Source organism: Pseudomonas sp. Q1-7, from assembly GCF_028010285.1.
Taxonomy (GTDB): domain Bacteria; phylum Pseudomonadota; class Gammaproteobacteria; order Pseudomonadales; family Pseudomonadaceae; genus Metapseudomonas.
In genome coordinates this window covers 1,191,210-1,213,199 of sequence record NZ_CP116304.1, presented here as the reverse complement: position 1 = coordinate 1,213,199, position 21,990 = coordinate 1,191,210, and the positions used below count along the sequence as shown (strand labels likewise).

The following is a 21,990-nucleotide window of genomic DNA, read 5'->3' as shown; positions in this document are numbered from 1 at the left end:
GGGCTCAGCTCTGGCCGAGGGGACGCAGGCGGTACTGCGGCGGCAGCTGCTCCATGCCACTGACGGTGACGTTGAGGTTTTTCCAGATGCCGTCCTTGATGCCGTAGATGCAGCCGTGCACGGACAGTTCCTGGCCACGGTGCCAGGCGTTCTGGACGATGGTGGTGTGGCTGACGTTGGCCACCTGCTGGATGACATTGAGCTCGCAGAGGCGGTCGACGCGCTCTTCCTCGGTGGCGAAAGTGGCCAGGTGCTCGCGCTGGTCGTAGTAGAGGTCGCGGATGGTGCGCAGCCAGCCGTCGATCAGGCCGTACTGCACGTCGCGCATGGCGGCGCGGACGCCGCCGCAGCCGTAGTGGCCGGTGACCAGGATGTGCCGCACCTTGAGCACGTCCACCGCGTACTGGATGACCGACAGGCAGTTGAGGTCGGTGTGCAGGACGACGTTGGCGACGTTGCGGTGGACGAAGAGATCGCCGGGCAGCATGCCGACGATTTCGTTGGCCGGCACGCGGGCGTCGGAGCAGCCGATCCAGAGGTATTCCGGCACCTGCTGCTTGGCCAGCTTGGCGAAGAAGTCCGGGTCGCGTTGCTTGATGCTTTCGGCCCAGCGCGCGTTGTTGTCGATCAACTGCTGCAGGTCGCTCATTGCGTCTTCTCCTCCTCTGGCCGGCGCACCTTACGGAGCGCCGGGCGCTTTGGCAATGGCCTGCGCGGGGCTTAGTCGACCAGGGTGCAGGCCATCACCAGGGCGTCTTCTCGGCCGCCCACGGCGGGGTAATAGTCGCGGCGGCGGCCGACTTCATTGAAACCGAAGCGCTCGTACAGGCGATAGGCCGACTGGTTGCTGGCGCGCACTTCAAGGAAGCATTCGGCAGCCTGCAGTTCGCGGGCGCGCTCCATCAGGCGCTCCAGCAGACGCAGGCCCAGGCCGCGCCCCTGGCTTTCGGGCTTGACGGTGATGTTCAGCAGGTGGGCCTCGCCGACGATGACGTTGATCACGCCATGGCCGACTTGCTGGCTACCTTCGAACATCAGCCAGCAGTCATAGGACTTGAGGCTGTCGGTGAAGATGCCGCGGGTCCAGGGGTGGCTGAAGGCGGCGTATTCGATTTTCAGGACGGCATCGAGGTCCGCCTCGGTCATGGGGCGGAAGGAAACGGCATCGGTCATTCAGTGTGCTTCCAGCGGCGCATCACACGGCGCATGGCTTGCCAGAGTTCGCGCTTGCGCTCCGGCTCGTCCATCAACAGTTCCAGGCCCGGCAGGGCCCAGGCGGCACCCAGGCCTTCGACCTGCAGCTCGCGGTTGAAGGCGCCGGCGTCGGCCTCCCCGGCGAAGCGCACGGCGGGCAGGCCCACCAGCCAGAGGCAGGCGCACTCGCCCTGCTCTTCCACGCGCATGCCGACAAAGCCCTGGACGAAGTCGCGGGCGGCATCCGGGCCCTGGTCCATGTTGCCCCGGGCCAGCAGCGGCCAGCGCACCGGTTCGCCGAGGATCTGCGGGCTATCCGGCAGGCCGGCGGCGCGCAGCAGATCCTTGAGCAGCAGGTAGGCTGGATCGCGGCTCTGAAAGGGTTCGCCGGTGGGCAGCTCCACCAGCAGCAGGCAGTTGCCGGCACGCAGCAACTGCAGGGAGAAACGCGGTGGCGGCAGCGCTTCGACCTTGGCCGGGGCGGCTTCGGCCTCGGCGACCGGCTCGGGTGCGGGTTGCGCAGCCGGGCGCGCGCCGCTGCCTGGGCGGGGAATCTCGATCCGCGCGCGCGCGGAGGGCGCCGGGCTGGCCTCGGCGGCCGGGGTAACGGGGGCTGCGCCGGCGACCGGGGCCGGAGCCTCCTCCGGCGGCACGTCCGGAGCCAGGGCGAGCAGTTCAGGGTTGGAGGGCGCGGCAAAGGGCAATGCCACGCGCGGCAGCCAGGTGGCTACCTGCATGGCATCGAGATACGCGCGACGGCGGTGTTCTGTGATCAAACGTCAGCAACCTGTGGGTGAGCCTTGCGCACGCCTGCCTGCATCAGGTTCAGCGCATTGAGGTAGGCCTTGGCGGAGGCGACAACTATATCGGTATCCGCGCCGTTTCCGTTGACGATTCGTCCGGCTTTTTCCAGGCGGACGGTGACTTCACCCTGGGAATCGGTGCCCTGGGTGATGGCGTTGACGGAGTAGAGCTGCAGGCTGGACTCGGAAGCGGCCAGGCTTTCGATGGCCTTGAAGGTGGCGTCCACCGGGCCGGAGCCCTCGGCGCTGGAGCCCTGCTCCACGCCGTCGATGGACAGCACCAGCTTGGCCTGGGGCACTTCGCCGGTCTTGGAGGCGACCTCCAGGTAGACCAGCTTGAAGTGTTCCGGGGCTTCCTCGCCCAGGGTGTCGGAAACCAGCGCCTGGAGGTCTTCGTCGAAGATTTCGTGCTTCTTGTCCGCCAGTTCCTTGAAGCGGGCGAAGGCGGCGTTCAGCTCGGCCTCGCTGGCCAACTGGATGCCCAGTTCGTCGAGGCGGGTGCGGAAGGCGTTACGCCCGGAGTGCTTGCCCAGCACCATCTTGTTGGTGTGCCAGCCGACGGACTCGGCGGACATGATTTCGTAGGTTTCGCGGTGCTTGAGCACGCCGTCCTGGTGGATGCCGGATTCGTGGGCGAAGGCGTTGGCGCCGACGATGGCCTTGTTCGGCTGCACCGGGAAGCCGGTGATGCCGGAGACCATGCGCGACGTGCTGAGGATGTGCGGGGTGTCGATATTGGTGTAGACGCCGAGCACGTCCTGGCGGGTCTTGATGGCCATGACGATTTCTTCCAGCGCGGCGTTGCCGGCACGCTCGCCAAGACCGTTGATGGTGCACTCCACCTGCCGCGCGCCGACCGCGACGGCGGCCAGGGAGTTGGCCACGGCCAGGCCCAGGTCGTTGTGGCAGTGCACGGAGAACACCGCCTTGTCGGCATTGGGGATGCGCTCCAGCAACTGGCGCATGGTATCGGCGTACTGGTGCGGGATGGCGTAGCCGACGGTGTCGGGGATGTTGATGGTGCGGGCGCCGGCGTCGATGGCGGCTTCGATGATGCGGCAGAGGAAATCGATCTCGGAGCGGCCGGCATCCTCGCAGGAGAACTCCACGTCGGCGCAGAGGTTGCGCGCGCGCTTGACCGCGCGGACGGCCTGTTCCACTACCTGGTCCGGCTCCATGCGCAGCTTGTACTGCATGTGGATGGGGCTGGTGGCGATGAAGGTGTGGATGCGCCCGGAGTTGGCCCCGACCAGGGCCTCGGCGGCGCGGTCGATGTCGCCGTCCACCGCGCGGGACAGGCTGCACACGGTGCTGTCCTTGATGCTGTCGGCGATGGCCTTGACCGCCTCGAAGTCGCCGGGGCTGGCGATGGCGAAGCCGGCTTCGATCACGTCCACCCGCAGGCGTTCCAGGGCCTTGGCAATACGCAGTTTCTCTTCCTTGGTCATGGACGCGCCGGGGCTCTGCTCGCCGTCGCGCAGGGTGGTGTCGAAGATGATGACGCGATCTTGGCTGCTCATGGCTCGCTCCTCACGGCCCCACCGTACATGCGGCCAGGGCTCGGGCTGATGGTGCCGGACTGCTTGTGGCGACGGCTCCAGATTCTGGGAATTGTGGCGTGAAATACCCTGGCCGGAAAGGCCGGCGGGCGGGTGGAGGTGCCGCGGGTGGATGGGACTGCGCCATCCAGCCTCGTACGAGAAGGCACAAAAAAGCCCGCCAGTCGGCGTAATGCTGTTCACTCAAGCGCGCGCATGACTCGCTCCCCTCTCCCATTCATGGGAGAGGGGCTGGGGGAGAGGGTCGAAATCCCTGCGAAACAGTCGTTTCCCCCTCTCCCTAACCCTCTCCCCAAAGGGGCGAGGGGACTGATCGAGTCCCGTTACTTCGTTATGTGAACAGCATTACGCCAGTCGGCGGGCTCCTGTCCTGGGTCGCGCGTCAGACGCGGAATGCGCCGATCAACTGCTTGAGCTGCGCCACCTGGCCGGACAGCTCGCGGCTGGCCTGCTCGGTCTGGTTCGCGCCTTCGGCGGTACGCTCGCCGGCGTGGTTGATCTCGACGATATTCTGGTCGATATCGTGGGCCACGGCGGTCTGCTGTTCGGCGGCGGCGGCAATCTGCTGGTTCTGGTCGACGATCATGCCGACCGCGCCGAGGATGTTCTCCAGTGCCGCCTGCACCTTGCCGGACTGGCTGACGGTGCCGTCGGCCATCTGGTGGCTGGTGTTCATCGCCTTCACCGCGGCGCCGACACCGCCCTGCAGCTTGACGATCATCTGCTCGATTTCCTCGGTGGACTGCTGGGTACGCTTGGCCAGGGTACGCACCTCGTCCGCCACGACGGCGAAGCCGCGCCCCTGCTCACCGGCCCGCGCGGCTTCGATGGCGGCGTTCAGCGCCAGCAGGTTGGTCTGCTCGGCGATGCCCTTGATCACTTCCAGCACCCGGCTGATGGAGGCGCTGTCCGCAGCCAGTTGGTTGATCACCGCCACCGACTGATCGATCTCCCCGGCCAGCCGCTCGATGCTGCCAAGCTGGGACTCCACCAGGGCGCGGCCGCTGACGGTTTCCTGGTTGACGCTCTGGGCGCTGTCCACGGCCGCCGCGGCACTGCGCGCGACTTCCTGCGCGGTGGCGGACATCTCGTTCATGGCCGTGGCCACCTGCTCGATCTGGCTGCGCTGCCCGGCCACGGCCTGGTTGCTCTCGCCGGAAACCTGCTCCACCCGGCCGGCCTGGCGCTCCACTTCGATCACGGTCTGGCCCACCAGCTCGATCAGGTCATGGATCTTCGCCACGGTGCCATTGAACACCTGCCCCAGCTCGCCCAGTTCGTCGCGGCTTTCAGCGCGGAAGCTGACGGTCATGTCGCCGGCGGCGACCTGGTCCATCACCTTGCCCAGGCTCTTGAGGGTGGCGCGGGTGGAGACGTAGAACGCGCCGTAGAGGTAGACGATGGCAAGGAACACCACCACCAGCGCCACCACCAGCAGTACGGTCTGCACGCGCTTGCCGGCCAGGCGGCTTTCCAGCTCGGCCTTGAGGAAGGCCAGGGCGCCGTCATTGAGCTGATAGGTCTTTTCCAGCGACGTGCTGACCTGGTCGTAGAACTGCTGCCACGGCATGTCGAGGGTATCGGCCATGATGACCTTGTCCTCGAACAGCGTGGCGTTCTGCTTGATCGTCTCGCGGCTGGCGGCGCTCAGCCCATCCAGCGCCTGGTGGGCGCGCGGGCTGCCGTCGAGGGCGTCGGTGATCCTCAGGCCGTATTCGGCGTTGAGTTTATCCAGCTCCAGCAGCAGGTCATCCAGCTTGGTGCTGGCCGCCGAATTGAGGAAGCCCTGGCCGAGGGAGTAGGCACCGATGGCGCGGCCCTTGCCGATGGCCATGGTCACCTCCGGCGTGGCGTTGGTGACCAGATCGGTGATCTTGCGCACGTCCGGCTGGTTGTCCTGGCTAAGGCCCGCCTGGGAAGCGACGAACTTGATGAAGACCTGGGCGTTGCCAAGCAGCTTCTCGATCATCGCCCCCTTGCTCTGCAGGGACGTCTCGCCCTTGGCGGCCTGCAAGGCGGTGATCAGCTCATCGCGCTTGCTATCGAAGGCGTCGACCTGTTCCGGATCGGAAGTGACTGGCGCCAGGCCCTGGAGGGTCGAAAGCAATTCCTGCTCCAGCGCGGCGACGCGCCTCTCCAGGTCCCCGGCCTGGCCCGACTGGCCGATCATCGCGTTGATCAGCACCATGTCGTTGAGGCTTTCCAGGTTGCGCCGCACGCTCAGGCTGGCGCCCAGCAGGTCGAGGCTCTGCAGTTCGGAACGGGTGCTGACGAATTGTCGGTAGGAGTCGCGCACCAGGTAGAAGTTGGTGATCAACATCGGCAGGAAGAACAGAACGCTGATCAGACTGAACTTTATGCCGAAACTGAGGCGGTTCATCAGCGCGATGGCAGGATACAACAGGGTCTTCACGAGACGTCTCCTGTTCTCATTATTGTTATGGGCGCGCCTGGAACAGCGGACAACGCTCGCTCCCTCGCAGCATCTCCCCACTGCGGGCGGTCGCCTGACATCGCTCAGATGTTTCCGTGAGCCAAGTCAGAAAATTCTGGCGCGCCCATCTGTGTACCCGATATCGGCCAGAGTTTCTGTAACTAAAGGTTAATCTCGACGGGACCCGCCCGACGGTCGTGTCGGGCGGGCGAAAGATCAGGATTTCAGAGCAGCAGGGCCCAGACTGCAAACCCGGCGTACCAGAGCACCGCCGCGCGAACCAGCAGTTGCCAGAGGGCGTCCAGGGTCGCCACGCCGGCCTCGCCGGTGGTCACTTCCGGCAATTCGGCGGCCGCGCAGCCAGCCAGTTCAACGTAGTGCCGCGCCGAAATTTCCCAGCTCAGCAGCTCATGCAGCAACACCCGGCTGACCCCGACGAAATTCCCCACCAGCGAAAAACTGGCCGCCAGCACCCGCACCGGCAGCCAGTCGAAGGCGTGGCGGATCACCTCGGCGCGCTCGCGCAGCGCGGGCGTCTCGGCGTGCTCGGCGGCCAGGGCGAGGAGGCGGTAAGCCAGCGCCGCCACCGGACCGAGCAGCGCGTACCAGAAGATCACCGCGAAAAAACCCTGATAGGCCTGCCAGAGCTGGTAGCCCTGCACCTGCCGCAGGAGATCGCCGCCCTCGTCCGCCTCCAGGCCGAGATCGCGCTCGGCCACGTGGTAGGCCCCCTGGGTATCGCCTCGCCGCCAGGCATCGCGGAAGGGACCGAGGTCGGCCAGCACGTCGCCACGGCCCAGGCTGTAGACGATCACCAGCAGGTGCACCGGCAGCGCCAGCCAGCCGTAGGCCAGCGGCTCCAGGGCCAGCAGGATCAGCGCCAGCAGCACCAGGGGCAGGAGCACCAGCAGCATCAGGATTGCCCAGGGGCGCTCGTTCAAGCGCGGGTTGGCCTCGGCCCTGGCCAGCTCGCGCAGCCAGAAGCCGTCCTGCTGGATATGCCGACGCCAGGCAGAGAACTTCTCGATCCAGAGCACCAGCAGCAGTACCAGAAAATACATGGGTCCCTCCTCTTCCTAAGGTACGAGCGCGGCCCGCAGGCGCGCCCAATCGAATGCGGGCCCCGGGTCGGTCTTGCGCCCGGGGGCGATATCGCTGTGGCCGCAGATACGTTCCGGCGTGATGGCCGGGTAGGCACGACGCAGTTGCGCCACCAGGGCGATCAGCGCCGCGTACTGGGACTCGGTGAAGGCGAGGTCGTCAGTGCCCTCCAACTCGATGCCCAGGGAAAAGTCATTGCAGCTCTCCCGGCCCTCGAACCGGGAAACCCCGGCATGCCACGCGCGCTCGTTGCAGGAAACGAACTGGGTGACGGCGCCATCACGCTCGATCAGAAAATGCGCGGACACCTTCAGATCGCGAATGCCTTCGAAGTACGGATGCTCGGCGGGGTCCAGACGGTTCTGGAAGAACGCCTGCACCTTGCCCGTGCCGAACTGGCCGGGCGGCAGGCTGATGTTGTGGATCACCAGCAGGGAGACTTCCCCCTGTGGGCGCTCATTGAAGTTGGGCGATGGGCACTGGCTGATGCCCTGGCACCAACCGGATGCGGGGTCCAGCTGCATGTCGGCTCCTTGGTCTGCCGCCACTTTAGGCACAGAGAAGCCATTTTAGCGAGAGGGGGCCCGGGACCTTTCCCGCGGGTTGGACCGGGCGGCGTTCCGCTGAAGCAGGACGCCCAACATGGTTGGCCCCATTGCAAACGACGTGTTGGGCCTGGCTGCGCTCGGACCGGCGTGGCCCGCGCCAACCTGCCGATGCCGCTATCAAGCCCCCTTGAGCCGCCGCAGGTTGCCGATCACCGATTCCAGGGCGCGATCGAACAGCAGCGCATCGTCCAGCAGACGAATCGCCTTGCGACGGAACTCGACAGCCAGGCCCATGCGGGTCTTCTCCAGTACCTTCATGCCGGTGCGGTTGACGAAGATGTACTTGCCCGTGGGCTTGATCAGCGCCGCGAGCTTGCAGCGCAGCTTGTGCTCCTCGTCCTCCTGGAACTCGACCCAACTACCGACCCGCAGGTTGTCGACAAAGCCCAGGGCCTCATCGTCATCCGCCAGACTGATTTCGGGCTCCTGCACCTGGGTTTCGCCCGGCGCAGCCAGGACGATCTCCTCGACCACCGCCACCATGGCCGGGGCAGCCTCCTCTTCCACCTCATTTTCATCGGGGAGGTCGAGCAGCAGGGGCGTGGATTCCAGACCGTCGTCGGCGACCACGTCCACCGGTTCGGGCTTGCGCAGACGCTGGAAGGCCTGGACATGCAGGGCCTCCAGCCGGCTGAAGAACTCGCTGGTGGAGAACGGGTCGAACGCGGCGCTGGCCAGCCCCTCGCGAAGGGACTTGAGCAGGCCCGGCACCAGCTCCAGCAGGCGTGCACGCGCCTCGGGCGCCTCGTGAGGCTCCACGCTCCACACCAGGTCGTCCATGGTCTGCAGCGCGGATTGCCATTCGGCCGACTCCACGCCGTGCTTGAGGCAAGTCAGCAGCAGCACCTTGCTCCAGGCTTCCTGCAGCAGGCGCACCACCACTTCCGGCAGGGTCCGGCCGAGCAGGCGCTGGTTGAGCGCGTCTTCCACCTGGCGACGGGCCAGTTCGGCCTTGGCGCGCCCCTCTTCGGCGTCGCGGGTACGCTGCTCCAGCAGCTCGCTGCGGCGGCGCTCGTCGCCGGTGTAGGCAAGGAACTCGGCGAGCAGTTCGGAGAAGATCGCCGGGTCGTCGACGAAATCGTTCAGCAGGCGCTGCACCACCTGCTCGATACGGTGGTAGAGGCTGTCGCGCTGGGCATCGTCCTGCTCCACCCAGCCCAGGGCGGCGGAGGCGATTTCGTTGAGCAGGCGGCGGGCCGGATGGCTGCCGCGGCTGAAAAAGGTCTTGTCCAGCAGGGCGACCTTGAGCATGGGAATCTGCATCCGGCCGATCAGGGCCTTCAGCGAATCCGGCAGGGTGCGGTCATCAAGAATGAACTCGAATAGCATCGACACCAGGTTGATGACGTCATCGTCGACCTGGCCGACCACCCGCGCGCGACCGCTGCGGGCACTGGCACGAGTGAGCAACTGGTCGAGGCTGATGCGCAGGTCGTAATCGGCGCTCGGCTGCTGCGGCAGGTGTTGCTGCAGGTGCGACAGCAGGCGCATCAGGTCGACGCTGCTGACCGGCACGGCATCGACGGGGTGCTCGCGACTCGGCAACGCGTGGCCGCGCACCTGCGACAACAGGTCCTGAAGCACACCGAAGACTTCCTGCACCCCCTCGTCGGTGGCCTGGACGGCACCCGGTGCGGCGGCGGACTGAGCGGGACGCCCCGATCCGGGACGCTCCGGCTCGCGCCGGGGGGGCGCCGAACGCAGGTCCGGGAGCACGCCGGCGGCCACCAGGAGCTGATTGGCCTCGGCATACAGCGGGTCCAGCTCGGCGAGGACGTACTTCTCGAACAGTTTGAAGATGATCAGCTTGACCTTGATCTCCACGCCGAGGCTGCGGCAGGCATCCAGGAAGGCCTCGCACAACAGGCGCGGGCCCAGCGGGTTGGACTTGTCGTCGACCTTCTTGCTGACCAGGGCATTGAAGCGGGTGGTGAGGTGGCCCAGGGCGACGCCGTCGCGCGCCATCACCTTGGCAACCATGGCGTCCAGCGCCACGGTTTCCTCCAGTTCGTCGTTCTGCACCAGCGACAGACTGTCGAAGGACACCGCGTCCAGCTGCGGTGCCTTGCCGATCTCATACTGGTTGAGAGAGGAAAATGACTCCAGGACCTGCTGCAGGAAGGCACGCTCGATGCTCTTGCGCTTGAGCCGCAGGTCGCGCATGGCCTCGAAGAAGGCATTCTGCTCGGCATTGCTGGTGGCGCGGTCCGCCATCTCGAAGAGGGTGTCGTCCGCATTGTCGAACAGCATCTGAAGCGTCTGCTTCAACTGCAATGCCACTTTGTCGCGCACCTGGATCAAGGCCACGGGCAGCCTACCTACCGGCGAAGTTGGCGATTGCTCGGCGGCCCCCTTGTTCAGCGGCACCACCTTAGCGTCGGTCTGCATCACGAGCCTCCCGCAGGCCGCGCCCTTCCAAAGGGCGTGTCGGACCGCAATTCGAACATGGGGAGTCATCCATAACGTCAATCATCTGGCGTCAAATTAGAAATTTCCGATGTCATTATATGGATGACGCCATGACAACCAAGCGGAGATTTCCTACAGACATGAATCAAGTCACAGATGCAGGAACCGCCGCCGACGAACGCGCAGCCTGCACCCCTGACTATCTAGCAGAAACCGCGAGCCGGTTGTTCATCGGCACTGCACCGGTCGTCGGCAGCCTTTATAATCGCCGCCATCCTGCCCGCGGAGCCCACCATGCCCAACCTTCTCCTCGCTGACCTCGCCGCTGAAATCGAGGCCAACGTACACACCGCCCTCAAGGAAGACATCGGCAGCGGCGACATCACCGCCCAACTCATTCCCGGCGACCGCCAGGCCCGCGCCACCGTGATCACCCGCGAAGCAGCCATCGTCGCCGGCACCGCCTGGGTGAACGAAGTGTTCCGCCAGATCGACCCACGGGTGAGGGTGGAGTGGCACGTGCAGGATGGCCAGCGTGCCGAAGCCAACCAGGCCCTCTTCCACCTCGAAGGCCCGGCCCGCGCCCTGCTCAGCGGCGAGCGCAGCGCGCTGAACTTCCTCCAGTGCCTGTCGGGCGTCGCCACCCGCGTCGGCCACTATGTGAGCCTGGTGCAAGGCACCCGGGTGAAACTCCTCGACACCCGCAAGACCCTGCCCGGCCTGCGCCTGGCGCAGAAGTACGCCGTGACCTGCGGCGGCGGCCACAACCACCGCATCGGTCTGTACGACGCCTTCCTCATCAAGGAAAACCATATCGCCGCATCCGGCGGCATCGCCCAGGCCGTCGACGCCGCCCACCGCATCGCCCCCGGCAAGCCGGTGGAAGTGGAAGTGGAAAACCTCGACGAGCTCCAGCAGGCCCTGGATGCCGGCGCCGACATCATCATGCTCGACGAACTCAGCCTCGACGACATGCGCAGCGCCGTCAGCCTCACCAGTGGCCGCGCCAAGCTCGAAGCCTCCGGCGGCGTCAACGAAACCACCCTGCGCACCATCGCCGAAACGGGCGTCGACTACATCTCCATCGGCACCCTGACCAAAGACGTCAAAGCCGTCGACCTGTCCATGCGGCTGAGTCTCTGACCAATCTTTCGCCAACAAAAAGCCCCGCTCAAACGTAATGCGGTTCACTTAAGCGCTTTCACCCCTCTCCCACGTGTGGGGGATGGGCTGGTGGGAGAGGGAAAAGCGCTGTTTATGCCCTCTCCCTAACCCTCTTCCGTAAACGGGAGAGGGAACCAAACGCTTATCTGAACAGCATTACGCTCGAACGGGGCTTATTGTTTGGATCGCGGCTCAACCCGCCGCGTGGGTGGGGATGACTTCTGCGTGAAGCTTGATGCCAAGCGCGCGCGTCACCTTGAGAATGGTCGCGAAACTCGGGTTGCTTTCACCTGACAGAGCCTTGTACAGGCTTTCGCGCCCGAGACCAGTGTCTCGCGCCAGCTGCGTCATACCTCGGGCTCGGGCGATAGTGCCCAGCGCCCTCACAATGAACGCCGCATCGTCGCCGGCTTCCTCGATGCAGGCTTCCAGGTAGAGCGCCATGTCCTCATCGGTTTTGAGGTATTCGGCGCTATCCCATTTGCGCAGTTTGACGGTAGTCATGCCGACCTCCTAAAGCTGTCGCGCGATGTCGATCGCGGCCTTGATATCGTTTTGCTGGGTAGACTTTTCGCCGCCTGCCAGCAGGATCACGATCTCCAGGCCCCGTTGGATGAAGTACACCCGATAACCTGGCCCATAGTGAATACGCATCTCCGAAACACCCTCGCCGACCGGCTCGCAGTCGCCGAAGTTGCCGCCCTCCGCTCGATCGATGCGCGCCTGGATGCGCATGACGGCCCGCTTGTCCCGGAGGCCGGCGAACCATGAATCGAAAGTGTCCGTGGTGAGAATAGACTTCATATGGTTTCCGTACCATTTGGGATACAGATCTTAGGCGCGAGAGCCCCTCAGCACAACACGTGAGACACCGCCGGTCGTTGCCAAGCTGCCTTCGCAAAGCTATGGTGCCGCCGTCCTGGCAAATTCCGGGACCGGGTTTGGCGACCCGAAATACAAGTTGGCGCTCAGGCGCCCCAGACAATTGCAGGCGCTTTTTTGTGCCCGCAATGCCGTGTCATGGCGGCTGTGCGCGGGAGACCGAAAGGTCTGCCGGGTGCCAACTTGCCCGGTTCGCCAACCTGCGCACAGCTGCCACCTCTAATAGTTTGGCGACGATTTGTGGCAGCCCCCCCTCAAGTTGGAGCCACACACATGAACATAGGACGTCCGCATCCACAGGCATCCGTAGGCAACCCCCGCCCTCCGCGAGCCGCTATTCCCCTCAATCGGAAAACCGCCGGAGGTGAACCATGAACACCTTCGCCCGCCTGGCCGACCGCCAAGGTGACCGTATCCTGAGCGCCAGCTATGCCCTCGGCACCCTCGCCGACCTGCTGGGTTGCGATGGCCTCGAACACCACCTGACCGACCGGGACCTGAAAGGCCTGCACCATGCCATCAAATCCATCTCGGACCTGATGCAATGCTCAGCCATGGAGCTGTATGGCGCCGCCGAGAAGGCAAGAAGAAAGGACTGAGCCAGCGCACGCGCCACAAGAAAGCAAAAAGCCCCGCAGAACCTGCGGGGCTTTCTGTTTGGATCATGGTGCCGGTAAGAGGAATCGAACCCCCGACCTTCTCATTACGAATGAGCTGCTCTACCGACTGAGCTACACCGGCGGCTGGCGTAAAGTAGCAATCCCGCTAGCTGAGTTCAATCCTCGTGATCAACAAGCCAGAAACTCTCCAACTGTGGATATCTTTCGGAGATTGTTGCCATGCCTTGGCGAGCCTCTTGGTAAAGCGCATCACCATGCAACGCCTGCAACCGCATTAGCTCCAACCTTGCTAATTCGGGCTTACCGTTCAACGCCAAGGCCAAGGAGTAGCGAAACAAACTCGGGGGGTAGGGATAGCGATAGACTACCCGACGCATCCATTCGAGTTGATCAGCAGTCATACTAGGTTGCGCCTGAGTGCGAGCAAACTGCAGAAACTCCCGTAGCTGAGTCAATAGATGAACATCTGGCGCTATTCGCTCAGCCTTGACCTCACCTATACGCGCACTTTCAAAACGCAGGAGACGGTGATCCTCCTCAAGGAGTCGATAGTCATGCCAAACCCAACCTAGCACTAACACTCCCACGAGCAACGCGGAACCACTGCCCCAGCGAGGCAACACAAAAACCTCAGGAATGCTTTGCTCTCCTTCCAGCATTCCCAACAGGATACCAATAGGTAATAGAAAGAACCCGTACTCTAGAGGAAACTCAAGCAGACCATGCAGGAAAACCAACCCGATCACCAATAGAGCAAATACACCCTCACAAGTTTTGATGCGCCACGCCAATCGCGAAAAATGAGCCAAAACCAGCAAGGCGACCCCCCCCCCTAGCAAGGGCCCATTCCATATCAAAATATCAAGAAAGATATTATGGCTATGCTCAGACATCAATTGAACTGAATGACCTAAGGAGACTCCTATTTGCGCAACACTGACTTGGTTCCACCCATAACCCCACCACCCCCCATGCAATATGGCCATCCATAATTGCCGCCAAAGCTCTATACGATGCAATGCTTGAGCACGCTCCACCAGGTTGACAGCAGATAGATACAAAGCATCCGCCAAATATGGTAAAGCCAGCACTGCTACCGCATACACTCCAACCCAAAGGGTGAGCCATGAGACAGAAAGTCGCATATTGGCGCGTTGTGCTTTGCAGGACCACCAGACAAGAATGCATAAAGCGCCCAGCCATGGCGTACGAGACTGAGTGATTGCCACCCCTACAATCAGATATAAAGCGACTAACGCCGCCGAAAATCGACCTAACCGAAACCGCTCCCACAAATACAAGATAGAAACTAACGACATGCATAACAAAGTCGCCAAGTTGTTAGGCTGGGATAGATTCGCATAGGGCCGCCCTCCCGGCGACAAATCGACAACCCAGATATTTCCATCAAACCCCAACCACTGTCTTAGCGCCACCCAACAAGACAATATCGCCCCAACCAATATAATCCATGCCATGCACTCGAAAGCCCTAGCCCCCAGAAAAAAAAACACCATTCGACCAGAGACAACAGCAAGCGCAGCACCAAACAAATAAGAGCTTGCGATCAAGGCATCGCCTAGAAAGAAAATCTTACCGAACGACCATTGAACGACCGGAACACAAGCCACCACCATCAATGACAAACTAGTCGCAGAGATAGGAAAGCCCTGCGAAAAAATAAAAAAACCAGATAGAACAATCAGAGCCAAGAAAGCAGAAAAATCATTATAAAAGGAAACCCATGGATAATAGTGATTAGGCAATAACCAGGACATCACCATGAGAATACTCGCCACCCATAAAAACAGGATTGACACTCTTTCCATATCCACCCCACAAAAAAAGGGAGATGCCTAGGCATCTCCCCTTCTTAAAAGCGTTAACAGATTAGTTGCCGCGGCAAGAGCCCGGAAGGAATTTCGCCGGGACCCCATTAGTTGCAGCAGGACCACATTTCCATGCAGCCACAGTCTTACCCGCATCGGTAGCGGCAAGAGCAGAAGAGGCGGCGCCATCAGTGTACGGTGTGAGCGTGATGAACTTGTCATCAATATCCGAGTCGTTGAAGCCAGTCGCCTGCACACTGATAACCCCAGCCGCCGTAGTGCTCACCGCCTTAACGTAGCGGGAGCTCTGCGATGCAGACTCACATCCCCAAGCATTCGCCGCAGGCAAAGAAACGCTTGACGACTGTACAACCTCAGTCACCGTAGTACGACACGCGGAAGCAGCCAAAACTACTTCTGACATCTTGGCGCGCTTGGTGTAGTCCTGATAGGCGGGCAATGCGACTGCGGCGAGAATGCCGATGATCGCAACGACGATCATCAATTCAATTAGAGTAAAACCTTTTTGAGCCTTCATATATTTATATCCTCGATATGTGATAGGCCAGACGACCTGCGGACACTAAGGCACAGTTCGTGCCAAGTCATCGACCACCTTCTGAAACCGCCGAAACTACGCTTATTGGAACCACGCAATCTGAATAGCCCCCGTCCCGCGCGCTCTCATTACAGTTCTCGAACCTCTATAAAAATTCACAAATAGCCACTAACTGCCTTTTTTTGTCACCCCTTCCACCTACATTTGGCGACAATGGTCAACTACGTTATAAGGCAGAGTCACAACCAGCAGACTGACGCCCCCCATGACCGAGACCGCATCCACTCTTTCTGGCCTGGCCAAACAACTGGTACTGACCAATCTCCTCGATGAGCGGAGCGCCCTGCAGGCCCATACCCAGGCGCAGCGTAACAAGATTCCGCTGATCACCTACCTGGTGCAGAACAAGCTGCTGAAAAGCCGCGACCTGGCGGAGATGGCCGCGGACCAGTTCGGCGTCGCCTTTCTCGACCTCGCCGGCATAGACAAAGAATCCCAACCCAGGGACCTGGTGAGCGAGAAACTGGTGCGCCAGCACCGCGCCCTGCCCCTGTGGCGCCGCGGCAACAAGCTGTTCGTCGCCATCTCCGACCCCACCAATCATCAGGCGGTGACGGATATCCAGTTCAGCACCGGCCTGAATACTGAAGCCATCCTGGTCGAAGACGACAAACTGGGCGACGCCATCGAAAAGTTCTTCGACTCCGCCGGCAGCGGCATGGAGGACCTGGGAGACGTCGACCTGGACGGCATCGACGTCGAGGCGGTGGATGACGACAAGAACGATGGCCCCGGTGGCGCGGATGCCGATGACGCGCCGGTGGTGCGTTTCGTCAACAAGATGCTGCTGGATGCCATCCGCGGCGGCTCGTCGGACCTGCACTTCGAGCCTTATGAGCGCGCCTACCGGGTCCGCTTCCGCACCGATGGCATGCTGCATGAGGTGGCCAAGCCGCCGATCCAATTGGCCAGCCGTATCTCGGCCCGCCTCAAGGTGATGGCCGCCCTGGATATTTCCGAACGCCGCAAACCCCAGGACGGCCGGATCAAGATGAAGATTTCCAAGACGAAATCCATCGACTTCCGCGTCAACACCCTGCCCACCCTCTGGGGCGAGAAGATCGTGATGCGGATTCTCGACCCCACCAGCGCGCAGATGGGTATCGATGCCCTGGGTTACGAGGAAGAACAGAAGGAGCTGTACCTCACGGCCCTGAAGCAGCCCCAGGGGATGATCCTGGTCACCGGCCCCACCGGTTCGGGCAAGACCGTCTCCCTTTATACGGGCCTGAACATCCTCAACACGGTGGATATCAACATCTCCACGGCGGAAGACCCGGTGGAGATCAACCTGGAAGGCATCAACCAGGTCAACGTGAACCCCAAGCAGGGCATGGATTTCGCCCAGGCCCTGCGCGCCTTCCTGCGCCAGGACCCGGACGTGATCATGGTCGGCGAGATCCGCGACCTGGAAACCGCCGAGATCGCCATCAAGGCTGCCCAGACCGGCCACATGGTGCTATCCACCCTGCACACCAATAGCGCCGCCGAGACCTTGACCCGCCTGCGCAACATGGGCGTACCGGCGTTCAATATCGCCACCTCGGTCAACCTGATCATCGCCCAGCGCCTGGCACGCAAATTGTGTGGCCATTGCAAGAAGGAGCATGAGGTGCCGCGGGAGACCCTGCTCAAGGAAGGCTTTCCCGAAGACCGGATCGGCAGCTTCACGCTCTATGCCCCGGTCGGCTGCGAGAACTGCAACCAGGGCTACAAGGGCCGAGTGGGTATTTATGAAGTGGTTAAAATCACGCCGGCCATGCAGCAGCTTATTATGGAAGAAGGCAACTCCATCCAGATCGCCCAGCAGGCGCGCCGCGATGGCTTCAATGACCTGCGAACCTCGGGTCTGGTGAAAGCCATGAACGGCATCACCAGCCTGGAGGAAGTCAACCGCGTGACTAAGGATTAACCATGGCGGAAAAAGCGCTGAAAACCAGTACCTTCGCCTGGGAAGGTACGGACAAGAAAGGCTCGAAGGTCAAGGGCGAGTTGACCGGAGCGACTCCGGCGCTGGTCAAGGCCCAACTGCGCAAGCAGGGCATCAACCCGACCCGGGTGCGCAAGAAGTCCAGTTCACTGCTGGGGGCAGGTAAGAAGATCAAGCCCCTGGACATCGCTCTGTTCACCCGGCAGATGGCGACCATGATGAAGGCCGGCGTGCCGCTGATGCAGTCCTTCGACATCATCGGCGAGGGTTTCGAGAAACCCGCCATGCGCACGCTGGTGAACGAGGTCAAGCAGGAGGTGGCCGCCGGTAACAGCCTGGCCAATTCCCTGCGCAAGAAACCGCTCTATTTTGACGAGCTCTATTGCAACCTGGTGGACTCCGGCGAACAGGCTGGCGCACTGGAAACCCTGCTGGACCGTGTCGCCACCTACAAGGAGAAGACCGAAGCCCTGAAGGCCAAGATCAAGAAGGCGATGAACTACCCGATTGCCGTAGTTGTGGTCGCCATCATCGTGTCAGCCATCCTGCTGATCAAGGTGGTGCCGCAGTTCCAGTCGGTGTTCGCCAATTTTGGCGCTGAGCTCCCCGCCTTTACCCTGATGGTTATTGGGCTTTCGGAGCTCCTGCAGGAATGGTGGTTTTTTGTCCTGCTGGGGTTCTTCGCCATCGGTTTTGCGATTCAGCAGGCGCACCGGAAATCGGAAAAATTCCGCGACTGGGTCGACCACACCGTGCTCAAGCTGCCGGTTGTCGGCGACATCCTGTACAAGTCCGCTGTGGCGCGCTTCGCCCGCACCCTCGCCACCACCTTCGCGGCGGGCGTTCCGCTGGTGGATGCGCTGGACTCCGTTGCCGGCGCGAGCGGCAACGTGGTGTTCAAGAATGCCGTACTGAAGATCAAGCAGGATGTGTCCACCGGCATGCAACTGAACTTCTCCATGCGCACCACGGGCGTTTTCCCGGCCATGGCCACCCAGATGACCGCCATCGGCGAAGAATCCGGCGCGCTGGACGAGATGCTGGACAAGGTCGCCAGCTTCTACGAAGCGGAAGTGGATAACGCCGTCGACGGTCTCACTGCGCTGATGGAACCCATGATCATGGCCGTGCTCGGCGTGCTGGTGGGTGGCCTGATCATCGCCATGTACCTGCCCATCTTCCAACTCGGCAACGTCGTCTAAAAATGCAATTGATCGACTTTCTGGCCAGCCATGCGCTGGCCTTTGTTTTGTGCGCTCTGGTGCTCGGCCTGTTGGTGGGCAGTTTTCTCAATGTGGTGATCCATCGCCTGCCGCAGATGATGCTGCGCGACTGGCAGGAGCAGGCCCGCGAGGCACTGAGCCTGCCGGCGGAGCCCAAGGGGCCGGCGTTCAACCTGATCCTGCCGAATTCCCGCTGCCCCCATTGCAGCCATGAAATCCGCGCCTGGGAGAATATTCCGCTGGTGAGCTACCTGGCGCTGGGCGGCAAATGCTCTTCCTGCAAAGCCCCGATCAGCAAACGCTACCCGCTGGTGGAGTTGTTCTGCGGCCTGCTGTCGGCCTATGTGGCCTGGCAGTTCGGTTTCGGCTGGCAGGCCGGTGCCTTCCTGGTGCTGACCTGGGGCCTGCTGGCCATGAGCCTGATCGACGTCGACCACCAGCTGCTGCCGGATGTGCTGGTGCTGCCGCTGCTCTGGCTGGGCCTGATCCTCAATAGCCAGGGGCTGTTCGCCAGCCTGGAAGATGCGCTCTGGGGCGCGGTCGCCGGCTACATGAGCCTGTGGTCGGTGTACTGGCTGTTCAAGCTGGTGACGGGCAAGGAGGGCATGGGCCACGGCGACTTCAAGCTGCTGGCGATGCTCGGCGCCTGGGGCGGCTGGCAGGTGCTGCCGCTGACCATCCTGCTGTCGTCCCTGGTGGGCGCGATCCTTGGTGTGATCATGCTGCGTCTGCGCAACCAGGACACCGCCACACCCATCCCGTTCGGCCCCTATCTGGCGATTGCCGGCTGGATTGCACTGCTCTGGGGTGATCAAATAACGGCGACCTATCTGCAGTTCGCCGGATTCAAATGAACAAACCCTGGATTCTTGGCTTGACGGGCGGCATCGGCAGCGGCAAGAGCGCCGTCGCCGCCCACTTCAGTGACCTTGGCGTCCACCTGGTGGATGCCGACCAGGCCGCTCGCTGGGTGGTGGAGCCCGGCCGCCCGGCCCTGGCGAAGATCGCCGAGCACTTCGGCAACGACGTGCTGCAGGCGGACGGCCAACTGGACCGCGCGGCCCTGCGCCAGCGCATTTTCGAGAATGCGGAAGAGCGCCGCTGGCTGGAGAGCCTGCTGCACCCGCTGATCGGGCAGGAAATCAGCCAGTACCTGGCCCGCGCCGAATCCCCGTACGCCATTCTGGTGTCGCCGCTGCTGATCGAGTCCGGCCAGCATCGGCTCACCCAGCGTATCTTGCTGGTCGACGCCCCGGAAACCGCCCAGATCCAACGCACCATGCAGCGGGACAACGTGCCCGAAGCGCAGGTCCAAGCCATATTGAAGGTACAGGCCAGCCGCGAAGAGCGGCTGAAGCATGCCCACGACGTGCTGCTGAACGACCGCGACCTGAACTGGTTGCGCCGCGAAGTGGAGCGCCTGCACGACTTCTACCTGACCCTGCGAGGAGGCCAGCCATGAGCCAACCCGTCACAGTGGAGTGCCCGACCTGCGGCGCTCCAGTGGAGTGGGGCCCGCAAAGCCCCTCCCGCCCCTTCTGCTCCGAGCGCTGCAAGCTGATCGACCTGGGTGCCTGGGCGGCCGAGGAACATGCGATTCCCGGCGACAATCTGGAAGACGACCTTTTCTCCGGCGACCTGCCGCCGCGCGAGCACTGAGCGGCCGTTCAAGGTCGCACGACGCTGTAGTCGCGCCCCGGGCCGTCTGCCCGACCAGGCTGCGCGGAGTTGGCCGGAGTGTCGGGCTTCGTTCCTCAGCGCAAACCTACGGGACCGCGCTGCGGTCCTTTCGCGAATGAATTCGCAGGCCCCGGCCGGCTGCTGGCGCAGGTTGGGTAGAGGAACGAAACCCAACAGGCGGGGCCGCAGCCCCCTGTAGTCACGCTCCAGGGCCGGGTTATCCGCCCTTCGCGAATACATTCGCCCCCACGATGGGCAAGGTGACGCGTGCTTTTGGCGGCCCGGCCCAGCGCTGCTGGCAGATGGGGTAGGCACCGCCCACCAGGCTCACGAACGTGTGTCGTCGTCCTTCCAGGGAGCCTGGAGGTAACGGGTTCGATTGAAGGTTTCCAGCCATTCCGGGCAGAACACCACCAAGGCGGTCACGGCCGTGCCGTTGATGAAGGCTTCGGGGAACATCACCAGCCAGAGGTAGCCGATGAAGTCCTCCAGCCAGGGCGGCATGGGAAAGAGGCCGTCCATCCACAGCAGCCCCAGCCCAACAAGCACGCACAGCAGCGCAGCCAGGGCCGCCGGGAAAAAGCCGCAGCAGAAGATGTAGACGAACAGGTTGCGCGGTTGGTAGTGCTCGACCCAACTGGCGCACAGCTCAGTGACCAGGATCGGCAGCAGCACCAGCAAGACACCGTTGATGCCCAGGGCCGCCAGCTCCTGCTTGCCCAGCAATAGCAGGCCCAGCTGCGCGACCAGGCCTCCCAGCACCGCCAATGGCCAATCCAGCAACAGGGTAACGGCGGTCATGCCGATGAAGTGATAGGACACGCCTGAGTCGAAGTCACGCCGCATCAGCCAGAGCAGAAAGAGCAGCAGCACCGTGCCGAACACAAGGTGCTGGCGGCGAACATCGCTGAAGAGCTCGACCCAGGGCGCGCGCCATGCCGCCCAGGCAATGGCGGGTAGGTAGAGCCCCCAACCAAGCGCCAGGGTCTGTGCAGACAGGAGATCGGCGGTGATCACGGCGCCAGCGACTCCAGGGCCGCACGCAGCGCCGCCGCATCGCCAAACTCCTTGCGCTCCATGAGCCTGCCGCGATCGAGCCGCAGCCAGAGCACACGGGATTCATCCCCCGGATAGCGGCTGGCGACGCGGGCCTCAGGGTCCAGCAGGACGCGGTAGGTGTAATTACGCATCGCGGGAATGGCGAAAAGCGAGGCGACCAGTGAGGGCATGCGGCTGATGTCGGCCACGAACACCGCACGGCGAGCTTCGAGATACCCGCTGGAGCGCCCCTCCAGTGCGGCTTTCACCAGCTCGCCACCCTCCATGCTGCGCGCCACCAGCAGCACCTGCAGGCCATCGTTGAGGCTGTAGGGCTTCTCGTACTGGTCCAGCAGGGTCCAGGGCGCCAGACGTTCGCCCACCTCCAACCCATGACCGAATGTGGCCAGCAGACAAAGCACCACGCCCAGGCAGCTCCGCATCGATTCAGTCTCCGCTGGTCGAATAGACCCGAATGTCTTCACGCTCCGACCAGCCGCGCTGCATCTGCCAGAAGGCCAACGCTTCGGGCGCGTCCTCCAGGACAAACACGTGGGACTTGCGGATTCCCAGGGCCGTCAGCCGCCGCAGCGCCTCCTGCAGCAGGGCGCGCGCCCATCCCTTGCCGCGAAACGGCAAGTCGACCACCAGGTGCTGCAGATAGCCGCGGCGCCCGTCGTGCCCCACCAACAGGCTGCCGGCCAGGCGACCGCGATCATCCTCCAGCAGCAGACAGAGATCGGGATTGCGTTGCAGGAACGCGCAGAAGGGCTCCAGCTCATCTTCCGCGCGCAACCGGATGCCCGGCGTGCGGCGCCAGAGTTCGAGCAAAGCGGCATGGTCGGCGGCGGTAATGGGGCGAATGCGCATGACGGGCTCCCGGCAAGTCCTGAAAGT

At 62.9% G+C, this 21,990-nt stretch carries 22 protein-coding genes and 1 tRNA gene; 7 read left to right on the top strand and 16 right to left on the bottom strand.

The features are described from left to right. Nucleotides 1–4 precede the first annotated feature (4 nt). The 8 genes from can to PJW05_RS05565 all read right to left on the bottom strand — a co-directional run bounded on the left by can (nucleotide 5) and on the right by PJW05_RS05565 (nucleotide 10,087). Nucleotides 5–649 (bottom strand): carbonate dehydratase, encoded by a 645-nt coding sequence (gene can / locus PJW05_RS05600; protein WP_271410743.1) that lies wholly within the window; start codon nucleotides 647–649, stop codon nucleotides 5–7. A 71-nt stretch (nucleotides 650–720) separates the two neighbouring features. Then, nucleotides 721–1,173 carry a ribosomal protein S18-alanine N-acetyltransferase gene (rimI, locus tag PJW05_RS05595; RefSeq protein ID WP_271410742.1) on the bottom strand — a complete coding sequence of 151 codons (453 nt, stop codon included), beginning with the start codon at nucleotides 1,171–1,173 and terminating at the stop codon, nucleotides 721–723. After that, the gene (locus tag PJW05_RS05590; RefSeq protein ID WP_271410741.1) at nucleotides 1,170–1,970 is read right to left on the bottom strand and encodes an energy transducer TonB; all 801 of its coding nucleotides are present in this window, start codon (nucleotides 1,968–1,970) and stop codon (nucleotides 1,170–1,172) included. Before PJW05_RS05590 ends, rimI begins: the two co-directional genes overlap by 4 nt. Then, on the bottom strand, nucleotides 1,967–3,517 hold the full coding sequence (locus PJW05_RS05585) for a 2-isopropylmalate synthase (RefSeq protein ID WP_271410740.1): 1,551 nt from the start codon (nucleotides 3,515–3,517) through the stop codon (nucleotides 1,967–1,969). Before PJW05_RS05585 ends, PJW05_RS05590 begins: the two co-directional genes overlap by 4 nt. A 421-nt stretch (nucleotides 3,518–3,938) precedes the next feature. Beyond that, nucleotides 3,939–4,643 (bottom strand): methyl-accepting chemotaxis protein, encoded by a 705-nt coding sequence (locus PJW05_RS26685; RefSeq protein ID WP_442969241.1) that lies wholly within the window; start codon nucleotides 4,641–4,643, stop codon nucleotides 3,939–3,941. A 1,571-nt stretch (nucleotides 4,644–6,214) separates the two neighbouring features. After that, nucleotides 6,215–7,051 carry a regulatory signaling modulator protein AmpE gene (gene ampE, locus PJW05_RS05575; RefSeq protein WP_271410738.1) on the bottom strand — a complete coding sequence of 279 codons (837 nt, stop codon included), beginning with the start codon at nucleotides 7,049–7,051 and terminating at the stop codon, nucleotides 6,215–6,217. A 15-nt stretch (nucleotides 7,052–7,066) separates the two neighbouring features. After that, complete coding sequence (ampD, locus tag PJW05_RS05570) at nucleotides 7,067–7,615, bottom strand: 1,6-anhydro-N-acetylmuramyl-L-alanine amidase AmpD (RefSeq protein ID WP_271410737.1); 549 nt, start codon at nucleotides 7,613–7,615, stop codon at nucleotides 7,067–7,069. Between the two features lie 201 nt (nucleotides 7,616–7,816). Continuing rightward, entirely contained in the window at nucleotides 7,817–10,087 is a 2,271-nt protein-coding gene (locus PJW05_RS05565) for a DUF1631 domain-containing protein (protein ID WP_271410736.1), read from the bottom strand. A gap of 315 nt (nucleotides 10,088–10,402) precedes the next feature. On the opposite strand from PJW05_RS05565, the gene nadC reads away from it, so the two are divergent. Further along, a complete protein-coding gene (gene nadC / locus PJW05_RS05560; protein ID WP_271410735.1) occupies nucleotides 10,403–11,251 on the top strand; it encodes a carboxylating nicotinate-nucleotide diphosphorylase in 849 nt (282 codons plus the stop codon). Nucleotides 11,252–11,464: 213 nt separating this feature from the next. On the opposite strand, the gene PJW05_RS05555 is transcribed toward nadC, so the two are convergent. Both PJW05_RS05555 and PJW05_RS05550 read right to left on the bottom strand, forming a co-directional pair. Further along, the gene (locus PJW05_RS05555; protein WP_271410734.1) at nucleotides 11,465–11,776 is read right to left on the bottom strand and encodes an addiction module antidote protein; all 312 of its coding nucleotides are present in this window, start codon (nucleotides 11,774–11,776) and stop codon (nucleotides 11,465–11,467) included. Nucleotides 11,777–11,785: 9 nt separating this feature from the next. Then, a complete protein-coding gene (locus PJW05_RS05550; protein WP_271410733.1) occupies nucleotides 11,786–12,076 on the bottom strand; it encodes a type II toxin-antitoxin system RelE/ParE family toxin in 291 nt (96 codons plus the stop codon). Nucleotides 12,077–12,525: 449 nt separating this feature from the next. Between PJW05_RS05550 and PJW05_RS05545 the strand changes: the two genes are divergently transcribed. Continuing rightward, a complete protein-coding gene (locus PJW05_RS05545) occupies nucleotides 12,526–12,753 on the top strand; it encodes a hypothetical protein (RefSeq protein ID WP_271410732.1) in 228 nt (75 codons plus the stop codon). 66 nt (nucleotides 12,754–12,819) lie between these two features. Here the strand turns inward: PJW05_RS05545 and PJW05_RS05540 are convergent. The 3 genes from PJW05_RS05540 to PJW05_RS05530 all read right to left on the bottom strand — a co-directional run bounded on the left by PJW05_RS05540 (nucleotide 12,820) and on the right by PJW05_RS05530 (nucleotide 15,141). Next, nucleotides 12,820–12,895 (bottom strand) — tRNA-Thr (locus PJW05_RS05540). Nucleotides 12,896–12,929: 34 nt separating this feature from the next. Continuing rightward, nucleotides 12,930–14,594: a PglL family O-oligosaccharyltransferase gene (locus PJW05_RS05535; protein ID WP_271410731.1), complete on the bottom strand. Its 1,665-nt coding sequence runs from the start codon at nucleotides 14,592–14,594 to the stop codon at nucleotides 12,930–12,932. Nucleotides 14,595–14,664: 70 nt separating this feature from the next. Then, complete coding sequence (locus PJW05_RS05530) at nucleotides 14,665–15,141, bottom strand: pilin (protein ID WP_271410730.1); 477 nt, start codon at nucleotides 15,139–15,141, stop codon at nucleotides 14,665–14,667. 286 nt (nucleotides 15,142–15,427) lie between these two features. Here PJW05_RS05530 and pilB point away from each other — a divergent pair, with 286 nt between their 5' ends. From pilB to yacG, 5 genes are read left to right on the top strand one after another with little or no spacing between them, the layout of a single operon-like run. After that, nucleotides 15,428–17,134, top strand: coding sequence for a type IV-A pilus assembly ATPase PilB (gene pilB / locus PJW05_RS05525; protein WP_271410729.1), 1,707 nt, complete (start codon nucleotides 15,428–15,430; stop codon nucleotides 17,132–17,134). A 2-nt stretch (nucleotides 17,135–17,136) separates the two neighbouring features. After that, nucleotides 17,137–18,354: a type II secretion system F family protein gene (locus PJW05_RS05520; RefSeq protein WP_271410728.1), complete on the top strand. Its 1,218-nt coding sequence runs from the start codon at nucleotides 17,137–17,139 to the stop codon at nucleotides 18,352–18,354. 2 nt (nucleotides 18,355–18,356) lie between these two features. Next, on the top strand, nucleotides 18,357–19,229 hold the full coding sequence (locus PJW05_RS05515) for a prepilin peptidase (RefSeq protein ID WP_271410727.1): 873 nt from the start codon (nucleotides 18,357–18,359) through the stop codon (nucleotides 19,227–19,229). Beyond that, the gene (coaE, locus tag PJW05_RS05510; protein ID WP_271410726.1) at nucleotides 19,226–19,837 is read left to right on the top strand and encodes a dephospho-CoA kinase; all 612 of its coding nucleotides are present in this window, start codon (nucleotides 19,226–19,228) and stop codon (nucleotides 19,835–19,837) included. The genes PJW05_RS05515 and coaE overlap by 4 nt, the downstream gene beginning before the upstream one ends. Next, complete coding sequence (yacG, locus tag PJW05_RS05505; RefSeq protein WP_151131890.1) at nucleotides 19,834–20,034, top strand: DNA gyrase inhibitor YacG; 201 nt, start codon at nucleotides 19,834–19,836, stop codon at nucleotides 20,032–20,034. Before coaE ends, yacG begins: the two co-directional genes overlap by 4 nt. Before the next feature lie 348 nt (nucleotides 20,035–20,382). Here the strand turns inward: yacG and PJW05_RS05500 are convergent, their stop codons facing one another. The 3 genes from PJW05_RS05500 to PJW05_RS05490 are packed head-to-tail and all read right to left on the bottom strand — an operon-like array spanning nucleotide 20,383 to nucleotide 21,963. Further along, a complete protein-coding gene (locus PJW05_RS05500; RefSeq protein WP_271410725.1) occupies nucleotides 20,383–21,072 on the bottom strand; it encodes an energy-coupling factor ABC transporter permease in 690 nt (229 codons plus the stop codon). Further along, complete coding sequence (locus PJW05_RS05495; RefSeq protein WP_271410724.1) at nucleotides 21,069–21,536, bottom strand: FAD/FMN-containing dehydrogenase; 468 nt, start codon at nucleotides 21,534–21,536, stop codon at nucleotides 21,069–21,071. Before PJW05_RS05495 ends, PJW05_RS05500 begins: the two co-directional genes overlap by 4 nt. Before the next feature lie 4 nt (nucleotides 21,537–21,540). Continuing rightward, nucleotides 21,541–21,963 (bottom strand): GNAT family N-acetyltransferase, encoded by a 423-nt coding sequence (locus PJW05_RS05490; protein ID WP_271410723.1) that lies wholly within the window; start codon nucleotides 21,961–21,963, stop codon nucleotides 21,541–21,543. Nucleotides 21,964–21,990 lie beyond the last annotated feature (27 nt).

Bases quoted from the DNA above. Each gene is read 5' to 3' on its own strand.
- ampD (WP_271410737.1), bottom strand. From the start codon at position 7,615: ATGCAGCTGGACCCCGCATCCGGTTGGTGCCAGGGCATCAGCCAGTGC.
- PJW05_RS05555 (WP_271410734.1), bottom strand. From the start codon at position 11,776: ATGACTACCGTCAAACTGCGCAAATGGGATAGCGCCGAATACCTCAAA.
- PJW05_RS05585 (WP_271410740.1), bottom strand. From the start codon at position 3,517: ATGAGCAGCCAAGATCGCGTCATCATCTTCGACACCACCCTGCGCGAC.
- ampE (WP_271410738.1), bottom strand. From the start codon at position 7,051: ATGTATTTTCTGGTACTGCTGCTGGTGCTCTGGATCGAGAAGTTCTCT.
- rimI (WP_271410742.1), bottom strand. From the start codon at position 1,173: ATGACCGATGCCGTTTCCTTCCGCCCCATGACCGAGGCGGACCTCGAT.
- PJW05_RS05530 (WP_271410730.1), bottom strand. From the start codon at position 15,141: ATGAAGGCTCAAAAAGGTTTTACTCTAATTGAATTGATGATCGTCGTT.
- PJW05_RS05545 (WP_271410732.1), top strand. From the start codon at position 12,526: ATGAACACCTTCGCCCGCCTGGCCGACCGCCAAGGTGACCGTATCCTG.
- pilB (WP_271410729.1), top strand. From the start codon at position 15,428: ATGACCGAGACCGCATCCACTCTTTCTGGCCTGGCCAAACAACTGGTA.
- yacG (WP_151131890.1), top strand. From the start codon at position 19,834: ATGAGCCAACCCGTCACAGTGGAGTGCCCGACCTGCGGCGCTCCAGTG.
- PJW05_RS05495 (WP_271410724.1), bottom strand. From the start codon at position 21,536: ATGCGGAGCTGCCTGGGCGTGGTGCTTTGTCTGCTGGCCACATTCGGT.
- nadC (WP_271410735.1), top strand. From the start codon at position 10,403: ATGCCCAACCTTCTCCTCGCTGACCTCGCCGCTGAAATCGAGGCCAAC.
- PJW05_RS05520 (WP_271410728.1), top strand. From the start codon at position 17,137: ATGGCGGAAAAAGCGCTGAAAACCAGTACCTTCGCCTGGGAAGGTACG.
- PJW05_RS05565 (WP_271410736.1), bottom strand. From the start codon at position 10,087: ATGCAGACCGACGCTAAGGTGGTGCCGCTGAACAAGGGGGCCGCCGAG.
- PJW05_RS05515 (WP_271410727.1), top strand. From the start codon at position 18,357: ATGCAATTGATCGACTTTCTGGCCAGCCATGCGCTGGCCTTTGTTTTG.
- PJW05_RS26685 (WP_442969241.1), bottom strand. From the start codon at position 4,643: ATGTCCGCCACCGCGCAGGAAGTCGCGCGCAGTGCCGCGGCGGCCGTG.
- can (WP_271410743.1), bottom strand. From the start codon at position 649: ATGAGCGACCTGCAGCAGTTGATCGACAACAACGCGCGCTGGGCCGAA.
- PJW05_RS05550 (WP_271410733.1), bottom strand. From the start codon at position 12,076: ATGAAGTCTATTCTCACCACGGACACTTTCGATTCATGGTTCGCCGGC.
- PJW05_RS05490 (WP_271410723.1), bottom strand. From the start codon at position 21,963: ATGCGCATTCGCCCCATTACCGCCGCCGACCATGCCGCTTTGCTCGAA.
- coaE (WP_271410726.1), top strand. From the start codon at position 19,226: ATGAACAAACCCTGGATTCTTGGCTTGACGGGCGGCATCGGCAGCGGC.